14 protein-coding genes and 4 pseudogenes are annotated in these 20,980 nt (G+C 53.3%); 11 read left to right on the top strand and 7 right to left on the bottom strand.

From position 1 onward, the window contains the following. Nucleotides 1-26 precede the first annotated feature (26 nt). Nucleotides 27-2,048 carry an oxidoreductase gene (locus tag ACX9GT_RS03070; protein WP_473189760.1) on the bottom strand — a complete coding sequence of 674 codons (2,022 nt, stop codon included), beginning with the start codon at nt 2,046-2,048 and terminating at the stop codon, nt 27-29. Nucleotides 2,049-2,283: 235 nt separating this feature from the next. Between ACX9GT_RS03070 and ACX9GT_RS03075 the strand changes: the two genes are divergently transcribed. The 5 genes and pseudogenes from ACX9GT_RS03075 to darG all read left to right on the top strand — a co-directional run bounded on the left by ACX9GT_RS03075 (nt 2,284) and on the right by darG (nt 7,563). Beyond that, on the top strand, nt 2,284-3,993 hold the full coding sequence (locus tag ACX9GT_RS03075; RefSeq protein WP_473189761.1) for an amidohydrolase: 1,710 nt from the start codon (nt 2,284-2,286) through the stop codon (nt 3,991-3,993). A gap of 181 nt (nt 3,994-4,174) precedes the next feature. Further along, the gene (locus ACX9GT_RS03080) at nt 4,175-5,518 is read left to right on the top strand and encodes an APC family permease (protein ID WP_473189762.1); all 1,344 of its coding nucleotides are present in this window, start codon (nt 4,175-4,177) and stop codon (nt 5,516-5,518) included. A gap of 60 nt (nt 5,519-5,578) precedes the next feature. After that, nucleotides 5,579-5,798: pseudogene (locus tag ACX9GT_RS03085) on the top strand (plasmid stabilization protein). Between the two features lie 44 nt (nt 5,799-5,842). Continuing rightward, nucleotides 5,843-6,499: pseudogene (darT, locus tag ACX9GT_RS03090) on the top strand (type II toxin-antitoxin system toxin DNA ADP-ribosyl transferase DarT). Next, entirely contained in the window at nt 6,496-7,563 is a 1,068-nt protein-coding gene (gene darG / locus ACX9GT_RS03095) for a type II toxin-antitoxin system antitoxin DNA ADP-ribosyl glycohydrolase DarG (RefSeq protein WP_473189763.1), read from the top strand. Before darT ends, darG begins: the two are co-directional and overlap by 4 nt. 53 nt (nt 7,564-7,616) lie before the next feature. Here the strand turns inward: darG and pdxR are convergent, their stop codons facing one another. Beyond that, the gene (pdxR, locus tag ACX9GT_RS03100; RefSeq protein ID WP_473189764.1) at nt 7,617-9,092 is read right to left on the bottom strand and encodes a MocR-like pyridoxine biosynthesis transcription factor PdxR; all 1,476 of its coding nucleotides are present in this window, start codon (nt 9,090-9,092) and stop codon (nt 7,617-7,619) included. Between the two features lie 121 nt (nt 9,093-9,213). Between pdxR and ACX9GT_RS03105 the strand changes: the two genes are divergently transcribed. The 4 genes from ACX9GT_RS03105 to ACX9GT_RS03120 all read left to right on the top strand — a co-directional run bounded on the left by ACX9GT_RS03105 (nt 9,214) and on the right by ACX9GT_RS03120 (nt 14,085). Continuing rightward, nucleotides 9,214-10,479 carry a 4-aminobutyrate--2-oxoglutarate transaminase gene (locus ACX9GT_RS03105; RefSeq protein ID WP_473189765.1) on the top strand — a complete coding sequence of 422 codons (1,266 nt, stop codon included), beginning with the start codon at nt 9,214-9,216 and terminating at the stop codon, nt 10,477-10,479. A 12-nt stretch (nt 10,480-10,491) separates the two neighbouring features. Then, the gene (locus ACX9GT_RS03110) at nt 10,492-11,946 is read left to right on the top strand and encodes an NAD-dependent succinate-semialdehyde dehydrogenase (RefSeq protein ID WP_473189766.1); all 1,455 of its coding nucleotides are present in this window, start codon (nt 10,492-10,494) and stop codon (nt 11,944-11,946) included. A gap of 58 nt (nt 11,947-12,004) precedes the next feature. Beyond that, nucleotides 12,005-13,249, top strand: a complete 1,245-nt coding sequence (locus ACX9GT_RS03115; RefSeq protein WP_473189767.1) for an aromatic amino acid transport family protein — start codon at nt 12,005-12,007, stop codon at nt 13,247-13,249. Between the two features lie 308 nt (nt 13,250-13,557). Next, complete coding sequence (locus tag ACX9GT_RS03120; protein ID WP_473189768.1) at nt 13,558-14,085, top strand: GNAT family N-acetyltransferase; 528 nt, start codon at nt 13,558-13,560, stop codon at nt 14,083-14,085. Nucleotides 14,086-14,192: 107 nt separating this feature from the next. Here the strand turns inward: ACX9GT_RS03120 and yfcF are convergent, their stop codons facing one another. The 5 genes and pseudogenes from yfcF to ACX9GT_RS03145 all read right to left on the bottom strand — a co-directional run. Next, nucleotides 14,193-14,828, bottom strand: coding sequence for a glutathione transferase (gene yfcF / locus ACX9GT_RS03125; protein ID WP_473189769.1), 636 nt, complete (start codon nt 14,826-14,828; stop codon nt 14,193-14,195). 114 nt (nt 14,829-14,942) lie between these two features. Next, a complete protein-coding gene (locus tag ACX9GT_RS03130) occupies nt 14,943-15,596 on the bottom strand; it encodes a Qnr family pentapeptide repeat protein (RefSeq protein WP_473191494.1) in 654 nt (217 codons plus the stop codon). Between the two features lie 313 nt (nt 15,597-15,909). Beyond that, a pseudogene (locus tag ACX9GT_RS03135) lies at nt 15,910-16,848 on the bottom strand (IS4 family transposase); the annotation flags it as partial. Nucleotides 16,849-16,851: 3 nt separating this feature from the next. Further along, nucleotides 16,852-17,693 (bottom strand): IS5 family transposase gene (locus tag ACX9GT_RS03140; protein ID WP_473188083.1). Its coding sequence is split into 2 segments (ribosomal slippage): nt 16,852-17,351 and nt 17,351-17,693, totalling 843 coding nucleotides; the frame shifts between segments, so codons are not numbered across the junction. A 55-nt stretch (nt 17,694-17,748) separates the two neighbouring features. After that, nucleotides 17,749-17,967: pseudogene (locus ACX9GT_RS03145) on the bottom strand (IS4-like element ISAs18 family transposase); the annotation flags it as partial. A 224-nt stretch (nt 17,968-18,191) separates the two neighbouring features. On the opposite strand from ACX9GT_RS03145, the gene ACX9GT_RS03150 reads away from it, so the two are divergent. Both ACX9GT_RS03150 and ACX9GT_RS03155 read left to right on the top strand, forming a co-directional pair. After that, nucleotides 18,192-19,280 (top strand): type I restriction endonuclease, encoded by a 1,089-nt coding sequence (locus ACX9GT_RS03150; RefSeq protein ID WP_473189770.1) that lies wholly within the window; start codon nt 18,192-18,194, stop codon nt 19,278-19,280. Between the two features lie 229 nt (nt 19,281-19,509). Further along, nucleotides 19,510-20,940 (top strand): EmmdR/YeeO family multidrug/toxin efflux MATE transporter, encoded by a 1,431-nt coding sequence (locus ACX9GT_RS03155; RefSeq protein ID WP_473189771.1) that lies wholly within the window; start codon nt 19,510-19,512, stop codon nt 20,938-20,940. The last annotated feature ends 40 nt before the right edge of the window (nt 20,941-20,980 follow it).

Here is a 20,980-nt window from a genome sequence, read left to right on the forward strand (position 1 = left end):
CGCAGCTTTTTACTGCGCCCACTCTTTTACAGCACCATTGCCAAGCGGGTTCCCTGATCGATAGCGCGGCGCGCATCCAACTCAACGGCCACATCGGCACCGCCGATCAGATGCACGGTTTTCCCCATCGCCAACAGCGGCTGCTGTAATTCACGGCGCGGTTCCTGCCCGGCGCAGATCACAATGGTATCTACCGGCAGGCAGCTTTTCTGCTTGGCCCGCACGATATGCAATCCTTGCTCATCAATACGCTGATAGCTGACGCTGTTAAGCATCTTCACACCGCGCAGCAACAGGCTGGTGCGATGGATCCAGCCAGTGGTTTTGCCCAACCCTTCACCCACTTTGCTGGTTTTGCGCTGTAACAGGTAGATCTGGCGTGGCATCGGCGGCACGATCGGCCCCTGAGCGCTCAATCCCCCCCGCTGGCTGAGCTGTGAATCAATCCCCCATTCGCGGTTAAACGCCTGCTGATCCAGGCTGCTGGAGAGTTCCTGCTGGCTGAGGTATTCGGCGGTATCGAAACCGATCCCGCCCGCGCCGATGATCGCGACCCGCTGGCCGACGGGTTTCTTATCACGTAAAACATCGAGATAACTCAGCACGTTAGCGTTATCAATGCCGGGAATATCCGGCAGGCGTGGCACAATGCCGCAGGCGAGGATCACTTCATCGAAATCGGCCAAGTCCTGCGCTTGCACCTTTTGCCCCAATTTCAGCGTCACCTCTAGCAGCGTTAACTGACGGCGGAAGTAGCGCAGGGTTTCGTGGAACTCTTCTTTGCCGGGGATCTGTTTGGCGATATTGAACTGCCCACCGATCTCATCAGCAGCGTCAAACAGCGTCACCAGATGCCCACGGCTGGCGGCGGTAGTGGCGAACGCCAGCCCGGCGGGGCCAGCACCCACCACGGCCAGCCGTTTGGGTTTCTCTGCCATGATCAGCGGCATTTCGGTTTCGCGGCAGGCGCGCGGGTTGACCAGGCAAGAGGTGAGTTTGCCTTCAAAAACCTGATCCAGACAGGCCTGATTGCAGCCGATGCAGGTGTTTATCTCGTCGGCGCGGCCTTCGGCGGCCTTTTGGACAAAAGCGGCATCGGCCAGGAACGGGCGAGCCATCGACACCATATCGGCGCAGCCTTCCGCCAACACCTGTTCGGCTACCACAGGATCGTTGATGCGGTTGGTGGTGATCAGCGGGATCGCCACTTTGCCCATCAGTTTGCGCGTCACCCAACTGAACCCGGCGCGTGGCACCATGGTGGCAATGGTCGGGATGCGCGCTTCATGCCAACCGATGCCGGTATTGATCAGCGTGGCACCCGCCTGTTCGATCGCCACGGCGAGCTGTTCGATCTCCTGCCAGCTCGAGCCATCTTCCACCAGATCGAGCATGGAAAGGCGGTAGATCAGAATAAATTCCGCGCCCGCCGCTTGGCGCACGGCGCGAACAATCTCTACTGCGAAACGCATACGATTACTGAAGCTGCCACCCCATTGATCGCTACGCTGATTGGTGCGCGCCACCAGAAACTGATTAATCAGGTAACCTTCGGAACCCATCACCTCGACGCCGTCATAACCCGCCTGTTGCGCCAGCGCGGCACAAGCGGCGAAGTCGGCAATGGTCTGTTCAATTTCTTCGGCAGTCAGCGCCGCTGGGCTGAATGGGCTGATCGGAGCTTGCAGAGCAGAAGGGGCTACCGGCTGTGGCTGGTAGCTGTAACGCCCGGCGTGCAGAATTTGTAGCGCGATTTTGCCGCCTGCCTGATGGACCGCCTCGGTAATCTTCCGGTGATGCGCGACCTGTTGCGGCTGATTCAAGATTGCCGCACCGCGCTGTACTACCCCTTTTTCATTGGGGGCGATGCCGCCGGTGACGATCAGTGCGACACCCGCGGCGGCCCGCTCGGCATAAAATGCCGCCAGGCGCTCCGGGCCATTCGGCAATTCTTCCAGGCCGGTGTGCATCGATCCCATCAGCACCCGGTTCTTCAGGGTAGTGAAGCCGAGATCCAGCGGCGCGAGCAGGTGGGGGTAGGCGCTCATTGCAGTCTCCAATATCGTTATAGTTATAGGTGGTTATCAAGTGGTCGGATGAGGTAAATCTAGCCGTTGTCGGCGGCGTTGGGAACTAAGGATGCGCTGAATGTGATTAATATCATGAATCTTAGCTGTTAATTGTGAATTGCGAATAGCCGCCGCTGCCGGGCCAAGGATTTCAGTTTTCGCCTGACTCAGATCTATACTTAGGATCGTTTTGTGTGATTTTGAGAGCTTTGATATGACACCAGTGGCAAAAGCTGCCGACGTAATTTATTACAACGGCATTATCTTTACGGCGGATGCGGCAAACCGGGTTTGCAGCGCGTTGGCGATCGGGCAGGGATACGTGCTGGCGGTCGGGGATGACGAGCAAGTGCTGGCGCTTGCAACACCGGCAACCGAGCGTATCGATCTGCACGGTAAAATGATGATGCCGGGCTTGATCGACAGCCATATGCATCCGTTCTGGGGCGGTAAACAGCTCAAAGGCTGTAGCTTGCACTATGCGGCGCTGACGGTGGAACAAACGTTGCAGCATATCCAGGCGCACCTGGACAAATACCCGGCGCACGATGATAACGAATGGCTGACGGTGCGCGCCTGGCAGCGTCAGGCGATGATTCCGGTCGGGGCGGATATGAGCCGCGCCGTGTTGGATACCCTGAATACCCGCCGCCCGGTGGCGCTGTTCTCCAACGATTGTCACACCTTGGCCGCCAACAGTCGCGCGCTGGAGATGCTGGGGATTGATGAAAATACCCCGGTGCCGCCGGATGGCAAAATTGCCCGCGATGCCAATGGCCAATTGACGGGGGTTTTGGAAGATGCACCTGCGATGCGCGCCTTCGACAGCATTCCTTCCGGCACCGCTGAGCAGAACGTGCAGATCGCGGCCCACGTGCAGCAGGTGCTGCATTCACAAGGTGTCACCACCGTGATGGATACCCGCGTATTCGCAGAACAGCTTGCGGCTTTTGCCGCACTGCGCGATCGCGGTGATCTGACGCTGCGTGTCCTCGGTGCCAAAGAAGTGACGCCAGATAGCGTGCAGGGGCAGGAAGATGCCGCCCGTGCGGTGCAGGACGTGCTCGCCTTCGCCAAACAGTGGGGTGATAAAGAGTGGACGCCGCAGGCCGGTATTGCGGTTGATCATCTGAAACTGTTTGTTGACGGCGTTTTGCAGCCGCCGACCATGACCGCCGCGCTGTTGCAGCCGTATCGTGAACATCACGGTGAAGCGCAAAGTGAACGCTATGGCGATCTCTACTTCACTACGCCAGTGTTGAACGCGCTGGTGGTGGAATGTGGCCGCGCTGGCCTGCATCCGCATACCCATACGGTGGGCGATGGGGCGATCGAGCAGGTGTTGGATGCAGTTGAGCTGATGCGTGCCGCCTGCCCAGGTAAGGACATTCGCCCTGGTTTGGCGCACAACGAACTGGTGGCGGCTCATCAGTACGCACGTTTTGCCGAATTGGGTGCCACGGCGGTGCTGTCATTCCAATGGGCCGGTTTACCGGGCGTGTTGATTGACGAAGAGCGGGAAATGCTGGGTGAAGAACGTTTCCCTCATTTGGAACCGGCAGCACGTTTTCTGGATGCCGGTGCGCGCGTGGCGTACGGCAGCGACTGGCCGATCGATCGGTTGGACGAGTGGTATAACTTGCAGGTCGGTATGACCCGCCGCGCCTGGGACAGCGAAGGTAACCCTGCCGGGCCGCGTTTGGACAACGACCGCGACTTAACGCTGATCGAAACGTTGCGCGCAGCGACCATTGATGCGGCCTATATGATTGCCAAGGAGCAATACATCGGTTCGCTGGAGGTGGGCAAATTTGCCGATGCGATCGTGCTACAGCAAAACCTGTTTGAGCAGCTCGCAGAGAAGTTGTACCAAACCCGCATTGAACGGACGCTGGTGGGTGGCCTGGTCGTTTACCAGGCATAAAAACCAGACGTATCGCGGGCGGGAACGGTAATTCCAGCCATTCCCGCCCGATTAAAAAATAGAAAGCTGATTGTTAACTTCCCCGGCGCCTTGTCTTGTGCCAGTATTCGTTTCCTCAATTTTTACACAGCCCTAAAACGCTGATTAACGATGCAGTTTTGTGTCAGGAGATGATACGGTAATGCCGCAAAATGTTCAGTTGCAACGAGTTCTTAAAACCCCTGCCTTGGTCGCGTTTGGTCTCGCCTATATGGTGCCGCTGGGCGTATTTACCACCTATGGTCAGGTGACCGTTTTGAGTCAGGGCCATTTGCCCGTCGCTTATCTGGTGACCATCGTCACCATTCTGTTTACCGCCCTGAGCTATTGCCGGATGACCAACGCCATGCCGTTGGCCGGTTCAGCCTTCTCTTACGTACAGCGCAGCTTTGGCGGTAAAACCGGTTTCCTGGTTGGTTGGGCGCAGATCCTCGATTATCTGTTCCTGCCGATGCTTAACTATCTGGTTTTAGGTATTTTCTTGCACGAGGCATTTCCGTCGATCCCTGCTTACGTGTTTATTCTGGCTTCCATCGTCAGCGTCAGCCTGTTGAATATTCTCGGGGTGCGTCTGCTGAACTCCGTTAATTTCTCGCTGATTGCCTTGCAGATGGTGTTTATCGTGCTGTTTATTGTGCTGTCATTCAGCGGGGCCGATCTCAGCCCGGCGGCGCTGATGAAGCCACTGCTGGTGGATGCCGGTAACTTTTCTGGCCTGATTGCCGGTGCGGCGGTGCTGTGCCTGGCGTTTCTGGGGTTTGATGCCATCGCCACCATGGCCGAGGAAGCCGCCGACGCCAAACGCACCCTGCCGCGTGCCATTCTGATCACGGTGATCAGTGCCGGGGCAATTTTTGTCGCCGTCTCTTATGCCGCCCATCTGGCCTACCCTGATTGGCAGGCGCTGATCCCTTATCAGGATACGTCCAGCCTGATTATCTCGGAGCACGTAGGTGGGAAGTGGATGTATAACTTCTTTATGGCGACCTATCTCACCGGGGTTTACGCCTCGTCAATGACGGCGCAAACCGGCGTATCCCGTATCTTCTACGCCATGGGGCGCGAAGGGGTGCTGCCGCGCAGAGTGTTTTTCCATCTCCATGCCCGTTTCCACACGCCGTGGCGCGCGATCGTGTTTGTCGCCATCATCTCCCTGCTGGCGCTGTGGATGGACTTGAGCATGGTGGTTTCGATGATCAGCTTCGGCGCTTTGGGGGCGTTCACCTTCGTGAACCTCAGCGTCATCAAACATTTTCTGATTAACGAAAAACGTCGTGGGCCAGGTGCGATGTTCAAATACGGCCTACTGCCGCTGATTGGTTTTGCCATGTGCGTCTGGTTGTGGTTTAACCTGGATCCAGAAGCGTTGAAGGTCGGTTTTATCTGGCTGTTTGCCGGTTTTCTGTATCTTCTGTGGCTGACCAAAGGGATGCGCCAGGATCCGCCTTCGGTTACCCATGATGATATTGCCCACCTGATGGATTAATCCGTTTTTACTCAACGCTGAATGGGCCATTGATAGCACTGATTGCACTTGGAGGTAAAAGTGACATACCAAATATTGACCACAATGGCAGCAAGCATTACTGACTTCAAGCGTAACCCGATGGCTGAAGGTGAAGGTCATGCTGTCGCCATTCTCAGCCGCAACGAGCCCGCGCCCGCCTTATTATCTTGAGCTTGCCGAAGATGCTGAACTGAATGCTATCGCCGATGAGCGCATGAAGGATCTGGATACGGTGAGCGTGACTCTGGATGACCTTTAAACTCGAGTTTGACAAGCTCAACGTATATTCCTTGGAGCCTGACCGTGGCCTACGACTACAGTGCTAACCTCAACCCGGAAAAAGCTCTGATCTGGCGTATTGTCCACCGGGATAATATCCCGTGGATATTGGACAACGGCCTGCACTGCGGCAATAGCACGGTGCAGGCGGAAAACTGGATCAATATCGGTAACCCGGAGCTTATCGGCAAACGCGCCGGGCATCCGGTGCTTGCCGGAGCGGGGGGGACACTGCATGACTATGTGCCGTTTTACTTTACGCCTTTCTCGCCGATGCTGATGAATATCCACAGCGGACGCGGTGGCATTAAGCAACGCCCCAATGAAGAAATCGTCATTCTAGTCAGCAGTTTGCGCGCTGTGGCGGCATAAAACGTTCCCTTCGTGTTTACCGACAGCCACGCCTATTATCATTGGGTCAACTATTACACCGATCTGGACAACCTGAGCCAGATCGATTGGCCGATATTACAGGCAAGAGATTTCCGTCGTGATCCGGACGATCCGGCCAAGTTTGAACGCTATCAGGCCGAGGCGTTGGTCTGGAAGCACTGCCCAGTCACCCTGCTGGGTGGGATGGTTTGTTACAACGATGACGTAAGGTTACAATTAGAGCAGTGGCTGTCACAACGCAATCTGACAATGCCCGTTCACGCACGGGCCGGGTGGTACTTCTCATGATCACATTTACACAAGGCAACTTACTGGATGCGCCCGTGGAAGCGCTGGTGAATACGGTTAATACCGTGGGTGTCATGGGTAAAGGCATCGCGCTGATGTTCAAAGAGCGCTTTCCCGACAATATGAGAGCCTATGCCCTCGCCTGCAAACAAAAGCAGGTGATGACCGGCAAAATGTTTATTACCGAAACCGGCGAACTGATGGGGCCGCGCTGGATTGTCAACTTTCCCACCAAACAGCACTGGCGTGCCGACTCCCGTATGGAGTGGATTGAAGGCGGTTTGCAGGACTTACGCCGTTTTTTGATCGAAGAACAAGTGCAGTCCATTGCTATTCCACCGCTGGGCGCGGGCAACGGCGGCCTGAACTGGCCGGATGTCCGGGCGCGTATTGAACTTGTGCTGGGCGATCTTCAGGACGTTGAAATCCTGATTTACGAACCCACCGAAAAATACCAGAACGTCGCCAAAAGCACCGGCGTAAAAAAGCTCACCCCAGCCAGAGCCATGATCGCTGAACTGGTGCGCCGCTACTGGGTGCTGGGGATGGAGTGCAGCCTGCTGGAAATCCAGAAGCTGGCATGGTTTTTACAACGCGCCATTGAACAGCACCAGCAGGAAGATGTGCTAAAACTGCGGTTTGAGGCTCATTATTACGGCCCCTATGCGCCAAACCTGAACCATCTGCTTAATGCGCTGGACGGTACCTATCTGAAAGCCGAGAAACGCATCCCGGACAGCCAACCACTGGACGTGATCTGGTTTAACGATCGGGAGAAAGAGCATATCAACCTCTGGCTGAACAGCGAAGCCAAAGAGTGGTTACCGGCCCTGGAGCAGGTTAGCCAGTTGATTGACGGCTTTGAATCCCCGTTCGGTTTGGAATTGTTGGCAACCGTTGACTGGCTGCTAACCCGAGGAGAGTGCCAGCCCACGCTGGATTCTGTTAAAGAGGGGTTGCTCCAGTGGCCTGCGGGTGAACGCTGGGCCAGCCGCAAGATTAAGTTGTTTGATGATAATAATCTGCAATTCGCTATTAACCGCGCCATGGCGTTCCATTGCTGAGGATTTAAGGAGAGCGCCTTTTGTAACGTTTCTGTGTGGCGCTAAGACCCTATTCAATCTCCCTGCGCATAAATACATTCCAACAGCACGCTGAACGCTGCTGCCATCTGCTCTTCCGGCACACAGGCAAACCCCATCAGCAGGCCGCGCCGGGTGCTGGGCTGCATGTAATAACGCGACAATGCGCGCACCAAGACCCCGCGCGTGCTGGCAGCGGCGGCAATGGCTACATCGTCGGCCCGATTGGGCAGATTGAGGATCAGGTGCAACCCGGCATTGCTGTTGAACTCACTCAAGGCCTGTTTACCCAGATGTTGTTCAATCAGCGCGGTAAGAAACGCGCGGCGTTTGGCATACAGCAAACGCATACGGCGGATGTGGGCGGTGTAATGGCCTTCCTGAATAAACTGCGCCAGCGCTGCCTGGATCAACAGATGACCACCGCGATACAGCTCGGCATGGGCGATTTTGAATTCCTTCACCAGCGGTTTTGGCAGCACCATATAGCCCAACCGCAGGGCCGGATACAGCGTTTTGCTGAAAGTGCCGATATAAATCACCGGCGCATCGGCCTCTAACCCCTGCAACGCCGGGATCGGCTGGCCAGAGAAGCGGAACTCGCTGTCATAATCATCTTCCACAATCCAACTACCGGCATGACGCGCCAGCGCCAGTAGCCGTTGCCGCCGTGCCAAACTCATCACCGAACCCAGTGGATATTGATGCGAAGGGGTGACGAAAATCAGCCGTGGCGCAGCGGTGGTTTGCTCCGGCGGCACCATTCCTGCTTCATCCACTTCGCACGGGCAAATATTGACGTCGTTCATGCGCAGAATATTGCGGATCCCCCAGTAGCCCGGCTCCTCGATCCAGGCATCATCCCCTGGATTGCACAACATGCGGGTCACCAGATCGATCGCCTGATGAATACCTTCGGTAATCAAAATCTGTTCCGGCGAGCAGCGCACCGAGCGTGCCACGCGCAGATAGTCCACCAGCGCATGTTGCAGCTCTGGGCTGCCGCCCTGATTGCTGTAGGTCAAGCGCTGCGGCGTGGGGCGGCGGCTGATGCGCGCCTGGATCTTGCTGAAAATCTGATGCGGGAAGGCATTAACATCGGGCACGCCGGGAATAAAGGCACCCCATTGTTTCGGGCTGGCGCTGGCGTGTTGCAGCAAAGTGGCCCCACGTTTCGACAGCTCAACGCGCCGTTGTTCACCATCATCACCAATCGGCTGGCTGGCGGTGGAGAGATAGCTGTCGGGCACCGTTTCTGCGACGAAGGTTCCACTTCCTTGACGCGAAAGCACATATCCTTCGGCCAACAGTTGTTCGTAAACGGTTAACACCGTGTTGCGCGACAAACTGAGCTCCTGAGCCAAGTCGCGCGACGCAGGTAAGCGGCTGGAAGGGGGCAGGCTGCCGTCCAGAATGCTGGTGCGGATCGCATTATACAGCCGCTTATGCAGCTTATCATCGGGCTGGTCGCCGAGGCGTTGCAGTAACAGGTCACCACTCAATGAGCGCAATTGGATCCCTCAATTAAACGTAACTGGCACTAGATTATAGGGCCACATCCTGTGTAAATAAACACCATTGTTTCGTAGTTGTGAACAAAATTGACAACAGGCACAGCCCGGAGAGAACCAGATGAAAAACGCAGAACTGAATCAACGCCGCTTGGCCGCCACCCCGCGTGGGATTGGTGTGATGTGTGGTTATTACGCAGAGCGCGCGGAGAATGCCACGTTGTGGGATGTAGAAGGTAATGAGGTTATCGATTTCGCTGCGGGCATTGCGGTGCTCAATACCGGCCATCGGCATCCGAAAGTGATCGCCGCGATTGAAAAACAGCTCAAAGCCTTCACCCATACCGCTTACCAGATTGTCCCGTATGAAAGCTATATCGCGCTGGCGGAGCGTATCAACCAGATTGCGCCGATCGAAGGAACCTGCAAAACCGCCTTCTTTACCACCGGGGCGGAAGCGGTGGAAAACGCGGTGAAAATTGCCCGCGCTTATACCGGCCGCCCAGGCTTGATCACTTTCGGCGGCGGCTTCCATGGCCGTACTTACATGACCATGGCCCTGACCGGCAAAGTGGCCCCGTACAAACTGGGCTTTGGCCCGTTCCCTGGCTCGGTGTTCCACGGCCAGTATCCGAATGCGTTGTATGGCGTCAGTACCGAAGACGCGATGAACAGCCTGGAGCGCATTTTTAAAGCCGATATCGACCCTAAACAGGTGGCGGCAATTGTGCTGGAACCGGTGCAGGGCGAGGGCGGTTTCAATATCGCGCCGCCGGAATTTATGCAGGCGCTGCGCACGCTGTGCGATCAGCACGGCATTTTGCTGATTGCGGATGAAGTGCAGACCGGTTTTGCCCGCACCGGCAAGCTGTTCGCCATGGATCATTACGCGGTGAAGCCCGATCTGATCACCATGGCAAAAAGCCTGGCGGGTGGCATGCCGCTGTCGGCGGTGGCGGGCCGTGCCGAGGTGATGGACGCTCCGGCACCGGGCGGGTTGGGCGGCACCTATGCCGGTAACCCGTTGGCGGTGGCTGCGGCGTTGGCGGTGTTGGAGGTGATCGAAGAAGAACAACTGTGCCAGCGCTCGCAGCGTTTGGGCCAACACCTGGTGGAAGTGTTGCAGCAGGCACGTAAACATTGCCCGGCCATTGCCGATATTCGTGCTAAGGGTTCGATGGTGGCAGTGGAGTTTAACGATCCGGCCACCGGCAAGCCGTCGCCGGAATTTACCCGGCAGGTGCAGCAAAAAGCTCAGGAAGAAGGGCTGCTGCTGCTCAGTTGTGGCGTGAACGGCAACGTGATCCGTTTCCTGTATCCGTTGACCATTCCTGATGCCCAGTTTAACCAGGCGCTGGCGATCCTTTCCCGCGTGCTGGCCCAATAAGGAGCAAGAACGATGAAATTACAAAACCCCGAACTGCTGCGCAGCCAGTGCTTGATTAACGGTGAATGGTGCGATGCACGCAGCGGCAAGCGTGAAGCGGTGATCAATCCGGCCACCGGTGCAGAACTGACCTCTGTTCCACTGGTCAGCGCGGAAGAAACTCAGCAGGCGATTGCGGCCGCGCAGCAGGCACAAATCGGCTGGAAACAGCTGACGGCCAAACAGCGTTCGGCGCTGCTGCTGGCCTGGGCCGATAAAGTGATGGCGGCGCAGGAAGATTTGGCGCAGCTGATGACCGCCGAGCAAGGCAAATCGTTGGCCGAAGCGTGCGGTGAGGTGGCTTACGCCGCCTCGTTTATTACCTGGTTTGCCGAAGAGGCCAAGCGCGTTGACGGCGCGGTATTGCAGGCTCCGCTGGCGTCGCAACGTTTGGTGGTGGTGAAGCAGCCGATCGGTGTCTGCGCGGCGATTACCCCGTGGAACTTCCCGGCGGCGATGATCACCCGCAAGGCCGCCCCGGCGCTGGCGGCGGGTTGCACCATGATCGTCAAACCGGCTGAACAGACGCCGCTGACTGCACTGGCGCTGGCCAAGCTGGCGCAGGATGCCGGTATTCCGGCGGGCGTGTTGCAGGTGGTGACCGGTGAACCTGCACAGGTCGGCAAAGTGCTGTGCGACAGCCCGGTGGTACGCAAGCTGAGCTTTACCGGTTCCACCGAAGTGGGCCGGATTCTGATGGCGCAGTGTGCCCCGACGATTAAAAAGCTTTCGCTGGAACTGGGCGGTAACGCGCCGGTGATCGTTTTCGATGATGCCAATCTGGATGCCGCAGTGGCGGGCATTATGGCGTCAAAATTCCGCAACAGCGGCCAGACCTGCGTATGCGCCAACCGGATCTACGTGCAGGACGGTATCTACGATCGTCTGGTGGATAAGCTGGTGGCCGCAGTGGAACAGCTGAAAGTGGGCGATGGCACGCAGGAAGGCACCACTCAGGGGCCGCTGATCGACCAGGGCGCGGTGGAAAAAGTGCAGAGCCACATTGATGATGCGCTGATCAAAGGGGCACAAATTGCCACCGGCGGGCAGCCGCACGCGCTGGGCCGCACCTTCTTCCAGCCAACGGTGGTAACCGGCGTGACGCAGCAAATGCGTTTCGCCAAAGAAGAAACCTTCGGCCCGGTGGCGCCATTGTTCCGCTTTCATGATGAAGCAGAAGCCATCGCTATGGCCAACGATACTGAATTCGGCTTGGCAGCCTATCTGTTCACCCAGAATGCGGCACGTCAGTGGCGGGTGCCGGAGGCCTTGGAATACGGCATGGTGGGCATTAACACCGGGCTGATTTCCAATGAAGTGGCGCCGTTTGGCGGCGTGAAACAGTCAGGACTCGGACGTGAAGGATCGCGTTACGGGATTGAAGAATATCTGGAGCTGAAATACCTGTGTATCGATGTGAGCTGTTAACCCCCTGGACTTCAACATTTCCCGGTGGCCAGCGCCGCCGGGACTCAAAGGATGAACTATGCCTTCCGAAAACATCGTTATTGCTCCGGCGGCTGCCGCCGGGGAGCGGGCATCTGCACCCGCCAAATCACTGAGCTTCCTCGAAGGAGTCGCCATGATCGTTGGTACCAACATCGGTGCTGGCGTACTCTCCATCGCCTACGCCTCCAGCAAGGCGGGCTATTTACCTCTGTTATTCTGGCTGGTACTGGTTGGTTGCCTCACCACCATTACCATGCTTTATGTGGCCGAATCGACTCTGCGCACCCAGGCGCATCTGCAACTGAGCGGGTTGGCCCGGCGCTATGTTGGCGGCTTTGGCTCCTGGTTGATGTTCGCTTCGGTCTGTGTCAACAGCGTTGGCGCACTCACCGCTTACATGACCGGCAGTGGCAAACTGCTGCAATCCCTGCTCGGTATTTCCCCCGCCCTCGGTAGCCTGCTGTTCTTTATCCCGGCCGCGCTGGTGCTGTATCTGGGCCTGAAAGCCATCGGCCGCGGTGAGAAATTTATCAGTATCGGCATGGTGGTGATGATTGCCACTTTGGTGGCCGCGACGCTGCTGAAAGAAACCACTCAGATGCGCAATCTGCTGGATGGTGACTGGCGCTTTATGGTGCCGGTGTTCAGCGTAGTGGTGTTCTGTTTTTCCGCGCAATATATCGTGCCCGAGATGGCGCGCGGTTTTTCGGATAAGCCAGCGCAACTGCCAAAAGCGATTATCGTCGGGATGGCGATCACCTTCGTGTTGCTGGCGGTGGTGCCGATGTCGGTGATTGCTCTCAGCGGGCTGAATAATATTTCCGATGTTGCCACCATTTCCTGGGGCCAGGCGCTGGGGCAATGGGCCTTCTTCTCGGCCAATATCTTTGCGCTGTGCGCGATGCTGACCTCTTACTGGGGATTGGGTGGCAGTTTTCTGACCAATATCTTCGATAAGTTCCGCTTGGGGGATGATGAACAACCTTTCCGCCGGTTCAACGTGCTGTTGCTGGTGGTGTTACCGCCGTTTGCCTTGGCTTACAGCGGCCTGGTTTCCTTCGTTAATGCTCTGTATTTCGCCGGGGTATTCAGCGGTGTGATCCTGTCGATCATGCCGATGCTGATCCTGCGGGGAGCGCGTAAATCCGGCGATCAGGTGCCGCTCTGGCAGTGTAACTGGATCACCCATCCTATTCTGCAAGTGAGCATTGTGCTGCTGTACATGGGCGGCGCGGTGTATGCCATTGCCTCGCTATTGGGTTACCTGCCTGCCGGGTGGTGACGCTTTTTATGTTTCTCAGAGTGAGAACGATGGTGTTTGTGGCCACAGTGCGGTCAGCTAAGCGAAAATAAAGGTAACGCTCCCTGCGGATTGTCTCTTGTTCACATCTTGAGAGGGGGAGCACTTCCGATCGCTGAACATGTAGCCTAAAATAGGCAAGAATCGTTCGACTTGACAATAATGAGCTATAGAGCCGTTTTCAACGTATATCATTGCCATTTCTGAATTGCGCTATTGGCTTTTTAATTATTAAAGACTCAAGTGTTAAATTTCGTATCATAAATTTAACAATAAAAAGGAGTTAAAAAATGAGTAATCCATACAAAGAATACCAAAGGTATGAAACATCAAGTTTCATCATACGTCTTATTGCAGAGGATGATGCGGAAAGTCTGTTGAAATGCTATTCGGATATAAATTCTCGGCCGTTTTTCAATTCGGATAGGTGCGTAGGAAATTTCAATTTTAATACGATAGACGAAATGAAAAATGCAATAACAGGCTGGCTGGGTTGTTATGAGCGTGAGGAGTTTATAAGGTATTCAACTGTGAATAAGAAAACAGGCCTTTCAGTCGGTACAATAGAAATGTTTGGCGATGATAAAGTGAGTACAGGGGTTTTGAGGTTGGATATATTATCGGAATATGAAAGGGAAATATATCTAACAGAAATATTCGCTTTGTGTTATGAGGAATTTTTTGATAAATTTAGAGTTAAAAAAATAGTTACAAAAGCTATTCCTATGGCTAAGGAAAGGATAAATTCCCTGGTGGCGATTGGGTTTGAAAAATATGAATTTCTTGATAGAGAGAACTATTATGTATTGTCTAAATAGATAACTATTTTAAACTAAGAGTACACCCATCTGACCCAGTGAGCGGTAATTGCTCTGGGCCAGTTTAGAGATGTACCGATACTATGCTCCAGCCTTAACTGACAAACTTAACCCCGCACTTTTTCCGGCAGCGCCAGCCAGGCCTGCACCGAAGGGCGTTGCCACTGTTGGTGCGCGTAATGGCGCAGCTTCTCCGGCACGTCGTCACCGTGCATCACCAGCCGGTTGAGCATCAGGGCCAGATCGGTATCCGCGATGCACCACTCGCCAAATAGATGATCCTGGCCGTGACTCAGCAGCTTTTCCACCGCTGTAATCAGCTTCTGCGCTGCCTGCTGGGCGGCGGCGCTCAGCGGGGCGAATTTACCCTGGCTGAAAATGACCTCTGTCGGGCGTTCTGCGCGCAGTGGCAGCAGATCGCTGCGCAACCAGGCCTGTATCTCACGCGCCTTGGCGCGCTGTTTAACATCGCGCGGGTAGACCGGATGGGCAGGGTGGATCTCTTCCAGATATTCATCAATGGCGGAGGATTCGGAAAGATGAAAATTATCTATCACCAGCGTGGGTACGCGGTGGGTCAGCGACAGCGCGCCGTAGGCTTGGCTCTGGTTTTCGCCCTGCGATAAATCCACCGGCTTGATAGTAAAAGGAATCCCCTTTTCGATCAGGGTGATAAATACCGACATGGCATAAGGGCTGAAAAAGTTTGCATCTGTGTAAAGTACAGCGGCCGATGGATTCATAGGTGATCCTGATGATTGAAGAGGAACCGCAATCATTGGTGAAAAGGAATATCAAATCAAGGCACAGCGCTGATGATAAAAAGTAATACGGCATTAGGCTAATTAATGGACTGACTACGAATCACTGACTAACACAATGCCCAGTTGATCGATCAGACCAACAATCTGCTGGCTATCAAGTTGCACCCCTTCCAGATCAACCAGGCGGAGATCTAGTTCACCCAACTCTGAACCGGTGAGATTGCAGTGACTGAACGTGGCGGCCCGCCAGTCGAAATGGTTGAATTCACCGCCGGAAAGATCGGAGCCGATAAAGCTGGCACCGAGCACGTTGGTACCGTTCCAGCGGTTTTCCCACAGCTCACATTTTTCTAGCACCACCTTGGAGAAGTTGGCATAGCTCAGGTTGCTTTTGATGATGAAAGCGCTGCAAAAATAGCTGCGCTGCGAAATCATATTCATAAAGCTGGCCCCGCGAAAATCGGCCCCTTGCACTTTGCACTCGCGGATCTCCAAGCCCAATGCGCTGGTATTCCTGAAATCCGCCAAGGACAGATCGCAGCTTTTGAAGCTGGCATCTTTCAGCACTGCACGATTGAAGGAACAGCCGAGTTGGGTGGTTTCGTCATAGAACAGGCAGCCGATAAACTGGGTATCAGTCAGATCGACACCCGAAAAATCACAGTTGAGGAACTTGCCGTTGGTAATGGTTCCACCGCGAAACCGATCGCGTTCGATCCGTGTGGATTGCAGGACTATGGGTTGCATCATATCACCTGTTTCTTTATACAGTTTTTAGGAGAGTACCCGAGATAAAAGGGAATAGAAATCCCTATAAAGCAGTTCAAAGCGGATTACCTTTTATATTAAATAATAATATCAATTTGAATTATTCTATTTTAGTTAGTGATGAATGTTTATTATTACAAAATCAACTATCAAGATACTTCACTACTTATTTTCACAGTATTTTCTTTCTATATTATTACCCTTAATGATCCCCTCATTTTTAGAGACTCAAATAATTCCAAGTGTGCGGGTATATAACCGATGCTGCAATGATCCCCTCATTTTTAGAGACTCAAATAATTCCAAGTGTGCGGGTATATAACCGATGCTGCCTCAGGTAATAAGTAAACTTCTCCATCAACAACGTCGCGTAGGCTTCTTTCATTTTAGGCAGCAACTGATAGTAGATGACACCCTGTCGGAAAAATGAATACGTTCGGCTTTTGCTGGTATTGACCTTGATCGTTCGTTCCAGACCCACGCTGTCACCCGCCTTGCCCAGCAGCGTCAACAGGACTATCGCCAGCGCACTGAACAGAAATAATCGGTCGCGTCGTGCCGGATTTTTGACACGAACCTGACCCATTCCCATGCCAAATCTGTAGTCCTTGATGTCCCGAAAACTGCTCTCGATACCCCAGCGCTGACCATACAGACTCAAGGCCTTGGCAGCGCTCAAATCGACGCGATTACTCGCCAGAAACCACGGCTCTTTCATACCGCTCTTGTGACAGCAATAGACCCGCTCGACCCGCTGTCGTTGCCCGGTAAGCTCCACCTCTTTGAGCGTGCGAGTTCGCCCGGTCGGGGTAAGCCATTCAGTCGCCGGCACCTGAGCCATACCTGGGTAGCCAACGAGAATATTGCTTTTAAAACGAATGATATAGGCAAAACCCAACTCTTGTTCAAGACGTTCAAACAACGCCATATAACCGAAGCCACGGTCCGCCACGACGGTGACAAAAACCCCTTGCGGCAAGGTCTTCCTGAGCTTGGTTAACAGCGCCTTTTCATGAGCGTTGCGTTGCCCTTTGAGCAAGGATTTCTGGTGGGTTTTCCACAGGAGCGGCGTGTTGCGTCCATGGTTGGTTTGCAAGCTGATAACCAGGGTGCTGTGGTCATCAGTATCAAACTCAGTCCAATCCATGGAGACGACGATGTCAGTACGTTCAGCCACCACATAGGGAACCCAGTCATCAAACAGGCTCCAGACGTTTAGTTTAGGCTGTGTCCCTCAATTACATATTCGTCGTAAAAACAGCCGAATACAGCCCAGTTGAACCATCGACAGGTAGTTCCTCGCCGTCTTTTCATAACGTGTCGCTATGCGGCGGTTTTCTTTCAGCAAACCAAAGCTTCTTTCTACAACATTGCGCCTACGATAAATCTCTTTATCAAATCGGGTTCGTCCATCTGTACTGGCCTTCTCATTCGACTTATGCGGAATAACGACCTTGATACCACTCCGCTTTAAGTCACTACGTAATGCCTTGTTTGAATAGGCTTTATCAGCGAGAACGGCCTTGCCTCGACGCTTCATAAAACCATTTTTTCTTAGAACGCCGATGCCATCTAATAACCGTAGCGCAAACTGACTTTCATGAGCTTGACCCGCACTCAGCACGATATTTAAAGGGAGCCCGTTTCCGTCTGTTGCCAGATGGATTTTGGTGCCATAACCGCCTCGTGAGCGACCCAGGCCATGATCACTGGCGATATCGGGATGTTTTTTTGGGCACCGGCAGCACAACGCATTGCACGAATATTGCTACCATCCAGAGAGATAGCCGACCAGTCGAGCAGCTTATGCTCATCAAGAATGGACAGTAACTTATTGAATATAGAGTTAATGATGCCTTTTTTTGCCCACCGGTTGAAACGGTTGTAGACGGTTTTCCATGACCCATAGCGTTCGGGTAAATCACGCCAGGGAGCCCCAGAGCACAGCACCCAAAACATGCCATTGATGACTTTACGGTGTTCACTATAGGGATGCCCAGGGCGCTGAGAGCGTTCTGGAGGTAATAATGGCAGGATGAGTGCCCATGCAGCATCAGGAAGATCGTAGCGAGCCATAGCGATAACTGTTTGAAAATTAGGTGATCAGTATACCATTTTTAATTGAGGGACACAGCCTAGTGTTGGTGAGCAGTCTATCAACCTGCTTGACGGCGTGCTTTCGCTCAAGGCCGCTTGCCAAAGAGAGCCCATTGCCAATTGCATGGATGGCCAATGAGCCCGACTCAATCACCCCGTGGGTTGCATTGGCGAGCGACAATACACGCTTGGCATGCATGTCCTGCCCGAATATGTCATCAATGTGGTTAAGGATTATTTCGTGGTTAAGCATGGAGATTGTCTGCTCGTTATTAGCGGGTCAATAACGGAGATCATACCTCAGAAGCCGTACCATGCCTCACTCATATGAGGGGATAGCTAAGATTATTACCCGGTTTCCCCAGTTGTGAAATTAAGTGATCGCAGTCTGATTCTGGTGAAAAAAATAGCAAGACAGGTTTTTTTTATATAAATTGGGTGGGTAGAAAACTATAACCATTTGACATGGGGTATTTTATGGCACTTTTAGACGAACTATACAGCCTTTCGGCCAAGATTAAACAGCAGGCTGTGGTTATTCAGACGGAAGAGGCGACAAAAAGTGCTTTTGTTATGCCTTTCATCAATAGAGTGCTTGGTTATGATGTTTTTGATCCAACCGAAGTGACACCTGAATTTATTTGTGATGTCGGCACCAAGAAAGGAGAGAAAATAGATTATGCTATTTTAAAAAATAGTGAGATACAAATATTAGTTGAGTGTAAGAAAATTGGTGAACCGTTGAACGTCAATCATGCATCACAGTTATTTAGATACTTCCATGTTACTAACGCGAGAATATCTATTTTAACCAATGGGCAGATCTATAAGTTTTTCACCGATCTTGATGCTCCAAATAAAATGGATGAAAAGCCGTTTTTAGAATTAGATTTGCTGGATATTGATGAAAACGTGGTTCCTGAAATCGTTAAGTTAACTAAATCAGCGTTTGATGTAGAATCAATAGTTAATGCCGCTGGAGAGTTAAAGTATGTCAGCCAAATAAAGAAAATATTCTCCACGCAGTTTACCAATCCAGAAGAGGACTTTGTTAAGTTTTTTGCCTCCAGAGTTTATGATGGCATGCTGACACAAAAAGTACGTGAACTGTTTGCAACCTTAACGAAGAAAGCCGCCAGTCAATGGTTAAATGATCAAGTCAATGAACGTCTAAAGTCTGCGATTAGCGGTGCTTCTCATCCTCAATCCACGGTAGTCAATGAGCCGAAAGAAGATAGTGCTGATTTGATAGCAGCGCCAATCACTGAGCCTGAAAGTATTGTTACTACTGAAGATGAGATTGAGGGATTTCATATTATTAAATCTATCATTCGGACCGTAGTTGAACCCAGCAGAATTTCTCATCGAGATACTAAAAGCTATTTCGGAATATTGCTTGATGATAATAATAGGAAACCCATTTGCAGATTACACTTTAATCGGAGCCAAATGTATATTGGCCTGTTTGATGCCGACAAGAAAGAAACCCGCTACCCGATAGAAGCACTGGATGATATTTATTCTCATTCTGAGCATATTATATCTACCGCAGAAAGTTACAATTGATAGAAATTTGGCCAGGTTTTCCTGGCCAAACCATTAGTAAAAATAATATTTTACACAGCTAGCTTGGTTGAGCTCTCAATTTACATTGATTATCAGGAATATACCTATCTATGGAGCCTGATAACAGGCTGTTACCATCCCAGCCGGAACATGAAAGAAATACCTTGCAGAACAAGCTCTCATAAATCATTATTGAAACGTCGTTTCACTTCCACTCTTCAGGCCAATTTTGAACTTACCTGCGGCACTGCGCCAGAGCGTGACCAACACGCGTTGGTATGCCAAACGAAAAAGCTATCGGGTGCTCTTCTGGCGCGAGATTACCCCGTTGGCGCTGCCTATCTTTTTAGAAAATACCTGCGTATTGCTGATGGGGGTGCTGAGCACTTTCCTGGTGAGTTGGCTCGGTAAGGAGGCGATGGCCGGGGTTGGCCTGGCAGACAGCTTCAACATGGTGATTATGGCCTTTTTCGCCGCGGTCGATCTGGGGACCACGGTGGTGGTGGCCTTTAGCCTAGGCACGCGGGATCGCAAACGGGCAAGGGCAGCGACGCGTCAGTCGCTGGTGTTGATGACCGCGCTGGCGTTATTGCTGGCGGTGGCGATCCACCTGGCCGGTGAACATATTATCAATGTGATTGCCGGGGCAGCCACGCCTGAGGTTAAAGCGCTGGCACTTTCCTATCTGCAAACTACGGTGTGGAGTTATCCGGCGGCGGCGATTGCGTTGATTGGCAGCGGGGCGCTGCGTGGGGCGGGGAATACCAAGATCCCTCTGCTGATCAATGTCGGCATGAATATCCTCAATATTCTGATCAGCAGTGCGTTGATTTATGGCCTGTTTAGTTGGGATGGGCTGGGTTTCGTCGGTGCTGGCCTGGGGTTGACCATTTCCCGCTATATTGGCGCGATCGGCATTATTTATGTGCTGATGATTGGCCTTAATCCGGCGCTGCACATTACGTTGAAGAGTTACTTCACTCCGCTTAACAGCAATATCCTGCGCGATGTGTTGGGGATTGGGCTTCCTGCCAGTATCGAGTCGGTGTTGTTCAACTGCGGGAAATTGCTGACGCAGATGTTTGTTGCCGGTATGGGCACCAACGTGATCGCCGGTAACTTTATTGCTTTTTCTATTGCCGCGCTGATTAACCTGCCGGGGAGCGCTTTAGGATCGGCCTCGACCATTATTGTCGGTAAGCGTTTGGGCAAGGGGCAGATTGCTCAGGCCGAGAAGCAACTGCGCTACGTATTCTGGCTGGCAACCATCGGGTTGACGATCCTGGCCTGGGGAACCGCGCCGTTCGCCGGGCTATTTGCCTCTTTCTACACCCAGGAAGAGGACGTGAAAGAGGTGGTGAAAATTCTCATCTGGCTGAACGCGGCGTTTATGCCGATCTGGGCGGCCTCCTGGGTATTACCTGCCGGGCTGAAAGGTGCCCGCGACGCTCGCTTCACCATGTGGGTTTCAATGTTGGGCATGTGGGGCTGCCGTGTGGTTGCCGGTTATACCTTGGGCGTGCTGCTTGGCATGGGTGTGGTTGGGGTGTGGTTGGGGATGTTCAGTGACTGGGCGGTGCGCGGGGCGTTCTTCTATTGGCGCATGGCCAGCGGGCGCTGGCTGTGGAAGTATCCGCGTATCAAGAAGAACCCCGGCTGAGTCATCAATCCCTTCTGATGCAGGTGAATAACACCTGCAT

It is taken from the genome of Serratia sp. YWN4, assembly GCF_055790845.1.